The following is a 12,224-nucleotide window of genomic DNA, read 5'->3' as shown; positions in this document are numbered from 1 at the left end:
TTCGAGTTGGCGCATGCGGATCGCGCCGCGCGCGCGGGCTTCGTCGTCAGCATGGTGTTTCTGGTCGCGACCGCGATCTACGGCCTCTATCTGTCGGGTGCCACGAAATCGCTGTTCGACGAGGTGTCCACCTTCGCCGACAAGGCCGCCTACGACGCCGGTTTTCGGCTCGAAGACCTCGCCGTTTCCGGCTCCGACAACACGCCGAAAGAAACGCTGCTGAAGGCGCTGCAACTTCCCTTCGAGCATTCCTCGCTATCCTACGACGCGGCCGAGGCGCACGACCGCCTGATCGCGCTCGGCTGGATCAAGACCGCCGAGGTGCGTCGCGTGTTGCCCTCGCGTCTTGAGGTGGTGCTGACGGAACGCGAGCCCTATGCGCGCTGGAAGGATGCGGCGGGCGTCGTTCAGGTGGTCGACCGCGAAGGCCGCGTGCTCGGGCCGTCCGAAGGGCAGTTTGAAACGCTCCTGCTTTTCTCGGGCGAGGGCGCGCCAGCCGAAGCGGCGGCGTTCATCGAATCGCTCGCAGACCGCGAAACCATCCGTTCCCGCGTGGCCGAGGCGAGCTTCGTCGCCGAGCGTTTTTGGCAGGTCAAGCTTGACAGCGGCGTCACCCTGAAACTTCCGCGCAAGGTGGGCGAGTTAACTTTCTCCAAACTTGAATCGGTCCTCGCCAACTCGAAGATTGCGGAAATGGCTCTCGACACCATCGATCTGCGACTGACGCATCGCACGATCCTGCAATTGCGGGAGCCAACCACGGCCAATCGCGACAAAGCCATCGCGCTTTTGACCTCCGCCCCAGCATCGCAACCGGCCATGCCGCCGAGAAGGGGCAAAGCCTTATGACGGACGAACGGCGGCAGGCCTCGCGCGGTCCGTCGCGGTTATGGCCGTTCAAGGGACGAGACGACATCATCACCGTGGTTGACCTTGGCGCGCAGAAGGTCGCATGCGCGGTCGTTCTGCTGTCATCGCCGCGCTTCGGTTTCGACGTCGGCTCGCGCAACATCCGCGTGATCGGCAGCTCCGTCGTGCGTTCGTCCGGCATTACCGGCGGCCGCATCGCCAACCTCGCGGCCATCGAGACAAGCATCCGCCGCGCGGTCGGTCAGGCGGAAACGCAAGCCGGCGTGACCGTGGAAGACGTGCTCGTCACGGGCCAGTTTGCGGGGCTTATCGCGGAGGTGTTCGAGGCGAAGCTCGGGCATGCGGGTCTCGGGCGTGAGGACGTCGAGGCTATCTCGGCGGCGGCCGACGAGCATTGCGCGCGAACACAACGAAAGCTCCTGCATCTTTTCACGTCGTCGGGCGAAGCTGGCGCGGAGGCGGCGCTTGCGGGCCACGCGCCATGGGCCGAAACCGACGTGATCGCCATCTCGATGCCGATTCGCGTGCAGCGCCAGCTTGAGACTTCGTTCGGCAAAAGCCTCTTGAACGTGCGCAGCGTTCTGGCCGGGCCGCTCGCCTCGGCGATGAGCGTGACGAACGCGCTGGAACGCATGTCGGGCGTCCTGGTCATCGACATGGGCGCGCAGGCGACGGGGGTCGCGCTGTTCCATCACGGCGTGCCGATGGTCCTGGAATGCCTGAATTTCGGCGGCCAGACGGTCTCGGAGGAGATCGCGCAGGCCTTCTCGCTGCGCAAATTCGAGGCGGAACGGCTTAAGGTTCGATACGGCAGCGTCTACGACAATTTGCAGGCCGACATCGATCTGCCCGTCCAGAATGGCGACACCGGAGAGCCGGTGTCCAAATTTTCCCTTAATCGTATCATTCGATCGAGGGCATCGGAGCACCTCAAGGCCGTTAATGAACGGTTAAAAGGTGCAGGATACTCTGTTCCGAATGGGGGCGCTGTGCTGACGGGCGGCGGCAGCCTGCTACCGGGCATCCGCGAGCTTGCTTCGCATCTGTTCGCGGCGGAGGTCAGAACCGCGAGGCCCATGACCTTGAACGGTCTCAACGCGGGGAACGTGTTGAGTGCGCTCGTGGGGGGATGTCTGTATGCAAGCCGGCACCAGTCCGCGGGCGAAATGCCTTATGCGCCTGAGTTGCCGTCTCAAGACAGTAGCTACGCGTCGCGAATCGGCCAATGGCTGCGGACAAGCTTTTTGTGAAAGTTATCCGCGCAATTGGTCGTCGCATATAAGCGGGCGAGCATTTCGCGACGTCCGAAGGGGAAGCTGACGAGGCTGCCATGGGAATTAACCTGCAACTTCCTGGCCTGACGGAGTTGCGGCCGCGCATCACGGTCATTGGCGTGGGCGGCGCTGGCGGCAACGCTGTGAACAACATGGTCGAAGCCGGGCTCGAAGGCGTGGAATTCATCGCCGCGAACACGGACGCGCAGGCGCTCGCGTCGTCCGGCGCTTACACCACCATTCAGATGGGCATCGGCATCACCGAGGGCCTCGGCGCGGGCTCGCGGCCGGAGATCGGCGCGGCTGCGGCCGAAGAAGCCATCGAGGAAATCCGCTCCCATCTCGACGGCGTGCATCTCCTGTTCATCACGGCGGGCATGGGCGGCGGCACGGGCACGGGCGCTGCTCCGATCATCGCGCGCACGGCGAAGGAACTGGGCGTGCTCACGGTCGCGGTGGTGACGAAGCCGTTCGAATTCGAAGGCCAGCGCCGCATGCGCACGGCGGATGCCGGTATCGCGGGCCTCGCGCAACATGTCGATACGCTGATCGTCATCCCGAACCAGAACCTGTTCCTCGTCGCGAGCGAGCGCACCACCTTCGCGGACGCCTTCTCGCGCGCCGACGATGTGCTGCGCTCGGGGGTGTCCTGCATCACCGATCTTATGGTTAAGGAAGGGTTGATCAACCTCGACTTCGCCGACGTGCGCACCGTCATGCAGAACATGGGCACCGCGCTCATGGGCACGGGCGAGGCCGAAGGCGAGAAGCGCGCGCTTCAGGCGGCGGAAGCCGCGATTTCCAATCCGCTGCTCGGCGAAGTGTCGATGCGCGGCGCCAAGGGGCTGCTCGTCAGCATCACCGGCAGTTTCGACATGACGCTGTACGAGGTGGAAGAGGCTGCGTCCCGCATCCGCCGCGAGGTCGATCCCGAGGAAAACCCGGACGTGAACATCATCGTCGGCGCAACGTTCGACCAGTCGCTTCAGAACAGGCTGCGGGTGTCCGTGGTCGCGACCGGCATTCACTCCGGCGTCGCCCCCCATCATATTGCGCCGCCGCCGCCCGTGGAAAAGGACGGAGGGCTTGCCGAGCGCATGCAGTCCGCCCAGCAGGAAGCGCCGCGCCGTGCGCCGTTCGGCGGATTGCGCGAGCAGCCCGCACGTCAGGCGCAGGATCGTCGCGTCGTGCTCGAACCGAAAGGTAGACGCAGCGGCGATGACGTCGCGCCGCCCGCTCAAACGGATAATGGTCAGCGTTTCGAGCCGGTGCCTCCCGCGAAGACTGCGCGCGCGCCGCGTCGTCCACTCACTTTTTCGGATTTCCCGGAACTCGGACAGTCTGACGGCGCGGGCAACAACGGGGCCTCGAATCGAAGTTCCGGCAAGCCTCGCGGCTTCTTCGACTGGATGGCGGGCCGGGATCGTAACGCTTCGAAGCCAGCCCCTGCCACGCAGGCTAAATCTGTTGCTCTTCAGCCACGCTCCAATCATGAAAAAACTGTGGCGGAACAAGGGCATCGGAATGGCGCAAGCCATGACGATGCTGGCGACGACATGGAAAGCGACCCTGGCGCTGCTCGTCAGAATGGCGACGAAGCCATTGATATTCCTAAGTTTTTCAGGAAACCGGCCTCCTGATCGCAGGCAGTCCTTCACAACCTCCGCGTACGGCGCTTTGGCACTCGCTCAAGCGCCGTTTTTGGTTGTGTCGAGCCAAAGGCCCTACCCGTAACAGACTGTTAAAAAGCGTGATTTGAAGCGCCCCGAGTCGCCCGGCTAACGTCGGCGCAGTCGGATGTAATTGAGCTTTCGCGTGCGTACCGGCAGACCGCCGGCCCAAGAGTAGCGTGTAGCTACCGATGCTCGCATAGAAGCCATTGGGCATCGTCCGGCACACGATGGGGGGTGCTTTCCTTCGGCAAAGGAAGGCACCGTGGCACAAAAGAACGGCGCACTCTTATGAGCTTTCGAAGCTATTCGAACAGACAGACCACTCTTGAGCGCGATATCGTCCTGAAAGGGGCGGGCGTGCACAGTGGCGCGGAAGTATCGCTGATCCTCCACCCGGCCGAGGCCAACTCGGGCTATAATTTCTACGTTTCCGGCGGAAAGAACGCGGGCCACATCCCCGGCGATTTCCGCTCCGTGACCAATCTGACCCTCTGCACCGTGATCAGCGGCGCCGGCGGCGCCTCCGTCGCCACCGTGGAGCATCTGCTCTCGGCGCTGCGCGGCATGGGCATCGACAATGCGGATATCGAGGTTGACGGCAACGAACTGCCGATCCTCGACGGCAGCGCGGAACCGTTCGTGGCGGCCATCGAAGAAGCAGGCGTTCGCGAACTCGACGAAGCGCGCCGCTACATCAAGATTCTCCGCCCCGTCGCGGTCACGGATGGCGGCTCCATCGGCGAAATCTTCCCCTATGACGGCTTCCGCCTCGATATCGAAATCGATTTCCCCACGCCGCTGATCGGCCGTCAGCGCATCGACCTCGACGTGACTCCGGCCTCTTTCAAGAAGCACCTGAGCCGCGCGCGCACCTTCGGTTTCATGAAGGACGTGAAGCAGCTTTGGGCCGCCGGGCGCGCGCTTGGATCGTCGCTCGAAAACACCGTCGCCATCGGTGAGGATCGCATTCTGAACCCGGAAGGGCTGCGCTACCCGGACGAATTCGTTCGCCACAAGACGCTCGACGCCGTTGGCGATTTCGCTCTCGCAGGCGCCGCGATCCTCGGCCTGTATCGCTCGAAGCGCCCGAGCCACAAGCTCAACTCGTTGATGCTGCATGCGCTTTACGAGAACCGCGACGCATGGACCGTCGTCGAAGCCGCCGACAAGACGCGCCGTCATTATGTTTCGCCGCGCGCCGATTTCGGCATTGCCTTCGCGACACCGAACTTTGCGCCTGAAAACGCCTGATCGGTTCCATCTTGGCGAATGGCCGGGCTCGCCCCGGCCATTTTGCGTTTTGAGGCAGGCGTTTTTATCTCATGCTGCGGTGTTAATTATACACGCGGCGCCGACAACTTTCCCCAGCGCAAAAGCTTTGACTGAAAAACTCCGCATTTCACCATCATTTTGCGGCTTTTGGCCGTACATGAACGTAACGATAAGGGAAACCGAGTCGCGCAGTGCTGCTCGAACTCGAAATACGGGGCCTGGAGCAAGGACGATGGGATTGCGATCGATCGGGCAAACTCTCGCAGCGGTGATTCTCGCGACGACGCTGAGCAGTTCACTTGGTGGCTGCGGGTCGATGGGATCGATGTTTTCGAGTTCAGAGTCGACGCAGCTCGATCAGCGCCCGCCGGACCAGATCTATAAAGAGGCCGATGACCTTCTCGGCCAGGGCAAGAACAACAAGGCCGCCGAGTTGTTCGAGCGCATCGACCAGCTTTACCCCTATTCGGAAGAAGCCAAGAAATCGACGCTGATGGCGGCATACGCCTATCAAAAGGCTGGCAAAGGCCCGGAAGCAGTGGCCGCCGCTCGTCGCTTCCTCTCGCTCCATCCCGGCTCCAAGGAAGCGGCGCTGGCGCAGGAAATCATCGCCAGTTCGTATTTCGAGCGCATCTCCGGGCCGACGCGCGATCAGGGCGAAACGAAGAAGGCAATCGCCGAGCTTGAAACGCTCATCAGCCGCTATCCGGATAGCCGCTACTCTGAGGACGCGAAACGACGCATCAAGCTTGCCCGCGATACGCTCGCCGCATCTGAAATGAATGTCGGCCGCTACTGGCAGAAGAAGGGCAACTATCTCGGCGCGGTGAACCGCTTCAAGACGGTCGTCACGGAATACCAGCAGACGACGCATGTGGAAGAGGCGCTGATGCGTCTTACTGAATGCTACATGGCGCTCGGCATCGTGAACGAGGCGCAGACGGCGGCGGCGGTGCTGGGGCATAACTTCCCCGACAGCCCGTGGTACAAGGACGCGTACGCGCTTCTACAGTCCGGCGGCACCGCGCCGCGCGAAGACTCCGGGTCGTGGATCAGCCACGCGTGGAAGCGCACAGTCGGCAGCGTTGCAGGCTAAGCTCAATTTTATAGCACTGCCTAAGTTTTGACATCTGCCATCGGGGCGGCTTAAGGGTAAGCCGTCTTCGGTGGCACGATGCCTTTTTGCGTCGGCACGGCGAAGAAAATCGGCGCATCGCGCCATTCAGCGGAAACGCACCAACCCGATTCGCGCCGTTTGCGCTTCAGCGCGCTGCGGCGCATTTCTTTTTGGAAGCCATCGTGACCCCGACTGCCATCACCGTGCTTGCCTTCACAATGTCCGTCGACGCCTTTGCGGTTTCGCTCGCGCGCGGAGCCGCCAGCAAGAAGCCGCGCCTTCGCGAAGCGCTCCGCACCGGCTTCATCTTCGGCAGCGTGGAAGCGCTGACGCCGGTCATCGGCTGGGCGGCGGGCATGGCAGCCAGCAGCTACGTGCAGGCGTGGGACCACTGGATCGCGTTCACGCTGCTGGCGGGGGTCGGTCTTCGCATGCTCTGGCTCGCCTTGTTCGCGCACGAAGAAGAACGGCCCGCTGTCGCGCAGTCCTTTCTGCTGATTGTCGCCGCCGCAATCGGCACCAGCATCGACGCCATGGCCGTGGGCGTATCGCTCGCGATCCTCGATGTGGATATCACCGTCATTGCCATCGCAATCGGCCTCGCGACTTTCCTCATGTCGTCGGCGGGCATGATGCTGGGGCGCATGATCGGCGAACGATTCGGGCGCATGACCGAAGTGGTGGCGGGGCTTGCGCTCTGCGTCATCGGCGCTACGATCCTCATCGAGCATATCGGCTGACGCGCGCGCAGAAGGACACGGGTGCCCACGCGTCGAGAATCGCGTAAGGAAGCGGTATGCTTGTGGCCCTGTCGATCCGCGACATCGTTCTTATCGATAAGCTCGATCTCGGTTTCGAGAAGGGCTTTACCGTATTCACGGGTGAGACCGGCGCGGGCAAATCCATCATCCTCGACAGCTTGAGTCTCGCGCTCGGTGCGCGCGGCGATGGCGGTCTCGTGCGGCGCGGGGCGACCAGCGCGAGCGTCACGGCGTCCTTCGATCTCAACGACGCGCACCCCGCGATGGCGCTTTTGGCAGAGCAGGGTTTCGACAGCGAGGACACGCTGATCCTCCGCCGCGTCCAGGGCGAGGACGGCCGCACCAAGGCTTTCATCAACGACCGCCCGGTTTCGACCGGCCTACTGAAGCAACTCGGCAAGATGTTGGTCGAAATCCACGGCCAGCACGACGACCGCGCACTGCTCGATTCGGCCACGCATCGTCATCTGCTCGATCAGTTCGGCGGGCTCATCGGTGAGGTGCAGGAGGTGTCGCGGCTATGGGAGGCGTGGCGCGAGAAGAACAAAGCCGTCGATGAACTTGAGAAGGCGCTGGCGGTGGCGGAGCGCGAGAAGGATTATCTCACGGCGGCCTGCGAAGAGCTGAACCAGCTCGCGCCGCAGCCGGGCGAGGAAGACGACCTCGCGACACGACGCGCGTCAATCGTCGCCGCACAAAAGGCTCGCGCCGACCTCGAAGACATCGCGGACGCACTGAACGCGCCGCAATTTCCCGCCGCCAAACTCAGCGCCGCGCTCCGCCGTCTGGAGCGCACACCGAACATCCCCGACGCGTTGAAGCCGATCCAGTCGGCGCTGGAACGCGTGTTGATCGAGGCGGAGGAAGCGCGCGAACTCGTGGAAGCGCAGCTTCGCGGCGAAAGCGGCGACAATGTCGAAGCGATCGAGGAGCGGCTTTTCCGGCTGCGTGCGGTCGCCCGCAAATATCGCGTGACGGTGAACGACCTGCCTGCGGTTCATGCCCGCTTCCGGGAAGATCTCGGCCGCATCGAAACCGGCGAGGAAGATCTCGCCGGCGCGAGCAAGGCCGCCGCCGAATTCGGCGAGGTTTACGCCCGCGCCGCCGACGCGCTGAGCGAAAAGCGTCGCGCGACGGCCACGCTGCTCGACGCCGCCGTTCAGGCCGAACTTGCGCCGCTCAAGCTCGACAAAGCCCGCTTCGTCACCGAAATCGAGCCCATGCCGGAGGACCGCAGCGGTCTCCGCGGCGGTCCCTTCGGGCGCGAGCAGGCGATGTTCTACGTGCAGACCAATCCGGGCGCGAAGCCGGGGCCGCTGATGAAGGTGGCGTCGGGCGGCGAGCTTGCCCGGTTCCTGCTGGCGCTGAAGGTGGTGCTCGCCGAGAAGGCGACCGCGCCCGTTCTGGTGTTCGACGAAATCGATACGGGCGTCGGCGGTGCGACGGCGGCGGCCATCGGCGAGCGGCAGGCGCGGCTAGGCACTCGCGCGCAGGTTTTGGCGGTGACGCACTCGCCGCAGGTGGCCGCGAATGCCGATCAGCACATCCGGCTGCACAAGGCCGCGCGCGGCGAAGGCGATGCCATCGTCGTCACAACCAGCGCCGAGGTGCTGAGCATGGAAGGCCGCCGCGAGGAAATCGCGCGCATGCTCGCCGGCAAGGAGGTGACGGCCGAAGCCCGCGCCGCCGCCGAGAGCCTCATCGGCGCGCGCCACGTCGGAGCGCATCATGTCGCCTAAGGCGGCGGGTGCGAAGCCCGCGAAGACGCGCCGCTCCCGCAAGACCGAGGGGGCGAACGCCGAGCAGCCTTTGCTCGCTCCCGCGCCGGACGCGGAGATTGCAGCGCCGCCCACGCAGGATGAAGCCGCCTTCCGCGACGAGGCGCTGAAGCACGCCGAACACCTGTCGGCGGAAGATGCGAAGGACGAGCACGACGCACTCGCGGCCGAGATCGCGCGCCACGACCTTCTGTATCAGGATGCCGCGCCGGAAATCTCCGATGCCGAATATGACCGCCTGCGCCTGCGTCTCAACGCGCTGGAAGCGGCGTTCCCGTCGCTGATAACGCCGGAAAGCCCGTCGCAGACCGTCGGCGCGACACCGTCCGAGAAGTTCGCGAAGGTGCGCCATACGGTGCGCATGCTGTCGCTCGGCAACGTCTTCTCCGATGAGGATGTCGCCGATTTCGCGGGCCGCGTGCGCCGCTTCCTGAAGTTCGCGCCGGACGAGGCGCTCGATGTCACCGCCGAAATGAAGATCGACGGCCTTTCGGTGTCGCTCCGCTACGAAAATGGGCGGCTCGCGGTGGCGGCCACGCGCGGCGATGGCTCCGAGGGCGAGGACGTGACCGCAAACGTTCGCACCATCGCCGACATCCCGCAGGTGATCCGCGCGAACGACGTGCCCGCCGTGTTCGAGGTGCGCGGCGAAGTTTACATGAGCCACGCCGATTTTCAGGCGCTGAACGAGCGGCAGGTCGGCAAGGGCGGGCGCATGTTCGCGAACCCGAGAAACGCGGCGGCCGGATCGCTCCGCCAGCTCGATCCGGCGATCACCGCCGCGCGGCCGCTACGCTTCTTCGCTTGGGGGTGGGGGGAGGTTCGGGGCTGGGGTGAGGCAAGCGCGCTGCCTGCCGACACGAACTTCGGTGTGCTTCAGGCCATCCACGGCTGGGGTTTCCCGCTGCCGCCGGTCGAAATCTGCCGCTCGGTCGAGGAGATGCTCGCGGTCTATCGCGCCATCGAGATGAAGCGCGCCTCGCTCGGCTACGACATCGACGGCGTGGTGTACAAGGTGAACCGGCTCGACCTTCAGGAGCGCCTCGGCTTCATCAGCCGCACGCCGCGCTGGGCGACTGCGCATAAATTCTCCGCCGAGAAGGCGACGACGGTGCTGAACGGCATCGACATTCAGGTGGGCCGCACTGGCGCGCTGACCCCCGTGGCGAAGCTCGCGCCCGTGACTGTCGGCGGCGTCGTCGTGCAGAATGCCACGCTTCACAACGAGGACGAGATCCGCCGCAAGGATGTGCGCATCGGCGACACGGTGATCGTGCAGCGCGCGGGCGACGTGATCCCGCAGATCCTCGGCCCGGTGCTGGAGCAGCGCCCCGCCGACGCCGTGGAGTTCGTCTTCCCGACGCTTTGCCCCGTCTGCGGCAGCCACGCGGTCCGCGAGACACACCCTAAGACCGGCAAGGTCGACGCGGTGCGCCGCTGTACGGGCGGCCTCATCTGCGCCGCGCAGGCCGTGGAGCGGCTCCGGCATTTCGTGTCGCGCCATGCCTTCGACATCGAAGGGCTGGGCGAGAAGAACATCCAGGCGTTTTTCGACGAGGGGCGCATCAAGGCGCCAGCCGACATCTTCACCATGGCCGCGCGCGACGGCGTGGACCTGCCGAAGCTCAGCGAAAAGGAAGGCTGGGGCGCGCAATCGGCGGCAAACCTGTTCGCGGCTATAGAGGCGCGGCGCACGATTTCGCTCGAACGCTTCATCTTCGCGCTCGGCATCCGCCACGTGGGCGAGACGACGGCGAAGCTGCTCGCGAAGACTTTCGGCTCGCTCGACGCGCTGCGCGCCGCCATGGCCGAGCCGGACGCGGCCGAACTTCGGCCGGGAGATGAGCTTCTGCTTGAAAGCGCGTCCGGCGAGGACAAAAGATCGCTGCACAGAGCCATCATTCTGGCGAAACTGAATGAGATCGACGGGATCGGCGACGTCGTCGCGCAGTCCATCGTGGATTTCTTCGACGAGCCCCATAACCGCGAGGCGGTGGATGCGCTGCGGCGCGAACTCACCATCGAGGCGTACAAGCCGGATCAGGTTTCGTCGCTGCTGGCGGGCGCGACTGTTGTTTTCACCGGCAAGCTCGAACGCTTCACGCGCGATGAGGCCAAGGCGCAGGCCGAGCGGTTCGGCGCGAAGGTGGCGGGGTCGGTGTCAAAGGCGACGACTTACCTCGTCGCGGGTCCGGGCGCGGGCTCGAAACTGAAAAAGGCGGAAGACCTCGGGGTGAAAGTTATGACCGAGGACGAGTGGCTGGAGATGATCTCCTCCGCATAACCGCCACAGAGTCTCTCCTGATGGAGGGAGGCGGGATGAGGGGAGCCCTCGAACGGTTTTACCGCCGTTCGCCTCTCATCCCGTCTTTCGATGGCTCAAGCGAACAAGTACGGCCCTCCGATGTTCGGTTGTCGATCAGCTTCTCCGCGTCAAATCGGGTCCTATTTAACGCAGGCTGATCTAAGCTGATCCGAAATCAAGGGGGCTCGCATGGCCGAACTCAAGGCGCTGATTTTCGACGTTGACGGAACGCTGGCCGAGACGGAAGAGGGGCACCGCCTCGCCTTCAACCGCGCCTTCGCCGATGCGGGCCTCGACTGGGACTGGCCGCCCGCGCTCTATACCGAACTTCTCGCGGTGACGGGCGGTAAGGAACGCATCGCGCACTACATCGCGCGGCACCGGCCAGACTTTACGCCGCCGACTGGGCAGCCGCTTCCCGAGTTCATCGCCGCGCTGCACGCCGCCAAGACGAAACACTACGCGGCTCTTCTCGCGGGCGGCGGCATTCCGCTTCGGCCCGGCGTTGCGCGCCTTCTACGCGAGGCGAAAGATGCGGGCGTGCGGCTCGCCATCGCGACGACGACCTCGCCGGAGAATGTAACGGCGCTGTTCGACGCGACGATGCCGGAAGCGCTCGGTTGGTTCGAGGTGATCGGCGCAGGCGACGCCGTGCCGTGCAAGAAACCCGCGCCGGACATCTACCTCCACGTGCTGGCCGCGCTTCGCCTGCCGCCCGCTGACTGCCTCGCCATCGAGGATTCTGCGCCCGGAACACACGCAGCACGCGGTGCTGGGTTGCAAGTCATCGTGGCGTTGAACGACTATACCGCGTCGAACGATTTCGAAGGAGCGATGCTTCTGCTCGATCATCTCGGCGAACCGGACGTCCCCTTCAAGCTTTTGTCTGGCAACGCTAATAGTTGTACTTTTATCGATATTGCGCTTTTGCGTAAATTGGTCGAGACCGATTAGACAAGATTTGACCTTCAATTCTTCTTTCCTATTTCGCGGCGCTAAAGCTCGAGTATCTTTCTACCTTTCGTTAACTCGCAGGGTGGTCCAATGAGCTGGCGTTCGAGCGCGGTCAGTGGCGTGTGACCGGGTGCGTGCGCAGTTGCAGCGGGGTCGTGAGCGACGACGCGGCAGCGGCAAACACAACCCTAGTACAGAGGAAGTGGGTCTCACATGCGAA

General features: G+C 64.1%; 9 protein-coding genes. All 9 read left to right on the top strand.

Annotated elements, in window-relative coordinates; genetic code table 11:
• Positions 1 to 6: 6 nt before the first annotated feature.
• The 9 genes from RVAN_RS10615 (at position 7) to RVAN_RS10575 (ending at position 12,004) form a co-directional block, all read left to right on the top strand.
• Positions 7 to 849 (top strand): cell division protein FtsQ/DivIB, encoded by an 843-nt coding sequence (locus tag RVAN_RS10615; protein ID WP_041787480.1) that lies wholly within the window; start codon positions 7 to 9, stop codon positions 847 to 849.
• Positions 846 to 2,120, top strand: a complete 1,275-nt coding sequence (locus RVAN_RS10610; protein ID WP_013419719.1) for a cell division protein FtsA — start codon at positions 846 to 848, stop codon at positions 2,118 to 2,120. The genes RVAN_RS10615 and RVAN_RS10610 overlap by 4 nt, the downstream gene beginning before the upstream one ends.
• A gap of 80 nt (positions 2,121 to 2,200) precedes the next feature.
• Positions 2,201 to 3,784 carry a cell division protein FtsZ gene (gene ftsZ, locus RVAN_RS10605; protein WP_013419718.1) on the top strand — a complete coding sequence of 528 codons (1,584 nt, stop codon included), beginning with the start codon at positions 2,201 to 2,203 and terminating at the stop codon, positions 3,782 to 3,784.
• 321 nt (positions 3,785 to 4,105) lie between these two features.
• Positions 4,106 to 5,068 carry a UDP-3-O-acyl-N-acetylglucosamine deacetylase gene (lpxC, locus tag RVAN_RS10600; RefSeq protein WP_013419717.1) on the top strand — a complete coding sequence of 321 codons (963 nt, stop codon included), beginning with the start codon at positions 4,106 to 4,108 and terminating at the stop codon, positions 5,066 to 5,068.
• A gap of 253 nt (positions 5,069 to 5,321) precedes the next feature.
• Positions 5,322 to 6,185, top strand: coding sequence for an outer membrane protein assembly factor BamD (locus tag RVAN_RS10595; protein WP_013419716.1), 864 nt, complete (start codon positions 5,322 to 5,324; stop codon positions 6,183 to 6,185).
• A gap of 203 nt (positions 6,186 to 6,388) precedes the next feature.
• Positions 6,389 to 6,946: a manganese efflux pump MntP family protein gene (locus tag RVAN_RS10590; protein WP_013419715.1), complete on the top strand. Its 558-nt coding sequence runs from the start codon at positions 6,389 to 6,391 to the stop codon at positions 6,944 to 6,946.
• Positions 6,947 to 7,002: 56 nt separating this feature from the next.
• Positions 7,003 to 8,706: a DNA repair protein RecN gene (gene recN, locus RVAN_RS10585; RefSeq protein WP_013419714.1), complete on the top strand. Its 1,704-nt coding sequence runs from the start codon at positions 7,003 to 7,005 to the stop codon at positions 8,704 to 8,706.
• Complete coding sequence (gene ligA, locus RVAN_RS10580; protein WP_013419713.1) at positions 8,696 to 11,029, top strand: NAD-dependent DNA ligase LigA; 2,334 nt, start codon at positions 8,696 to 8,698, stop codon at positions 11,027 to 11,029. The genes recN and ligA overlap by 11 nt, the downstream gene beginning before the upstream one ends.
• A gap of 210 nt (positions 11,030 to 11,239) precedes the next feature.
• A complete protein-coding gene (locus RVAN_RS10575; RefSeq protein ID WP_013419712.1) occupies positions 11,240 to 12,004 on the top strand; it encodes an HAD family hydrolase in 765 nt (254 codons plus the stop codon).
• Positions 12,005 to 12,224 lie beyond the last annotated feature (220 nt).

Origin of the sequence: Rhodomicrobium vannielii ATCC 17100, assembly GCF_000166055.1 — a bacterium.
In the GTDB taxonomy this organism is placed as follows: domain Bacteria; phylum Pseudomonadota; class Alphaproteobacteria; order Rhizobiales; family Rhodomicrobiaceae; genus Rhodomicrobium; species Rhodomicrobium vannielii.
The sequence above is the reverse complement of the archived record's forward strand: the minus strand, read 5'-3'. Positions and strand labels throughout refer to the sequence as shown.

Excerpts from the sequence above, each read along its gene's own strand:
- ftsZ (WP_013419718.1), top strand. The coding sequence starts at position 2,201 with ATGGGAATTAACCTGCAACTTCCTGGCCTGACGGAGTTGCGGCCGCGC.
- recN (WP_013419714.1), top strand. The coding sequence starts at position 7,003 with ATGCTTGTGGCCCTGTCGATCCGCGACATCGTTCTTATCGATAAGCTC.
- RVAN_RS10575 (WP_013419712.1), top strand. The coding sequence starts at position 11,240 with ATGGCCGAACTCAAGGCGCTGATTTTCGACGTTGACGGAACGCTGGCC.
- RVAN_RS10610 (WP_013419719.1), top strand. The coding sequence starts at position 846 with ATGACGGACGAACGGCGGCAGGCCTCGCGCGGTCCGTCGCGGTTATGG.
- ligA (WP_013419713.1), top strand. The coding sequence starts at position 8,696 with ATGTCGCCTAAGGCGGCGGGTGCGAAGCCCGCGAAGACGCGCCGCTCC.
- lpxC (WP_013419717.1), top strand. The coding sequence starts at position 4,106 with ATGAGCTTTCGAAGCTATTCGAACAGACAGACCACTCTTGAGCGCGAT.
- RVAN_RS10595 (WP_013419716.1), top strand. The coding sequence starts at position 5,322 with ATGGGATTGCGATCGATCGGGCAAACTCTCGCAGCGGTGATTCTCGCG.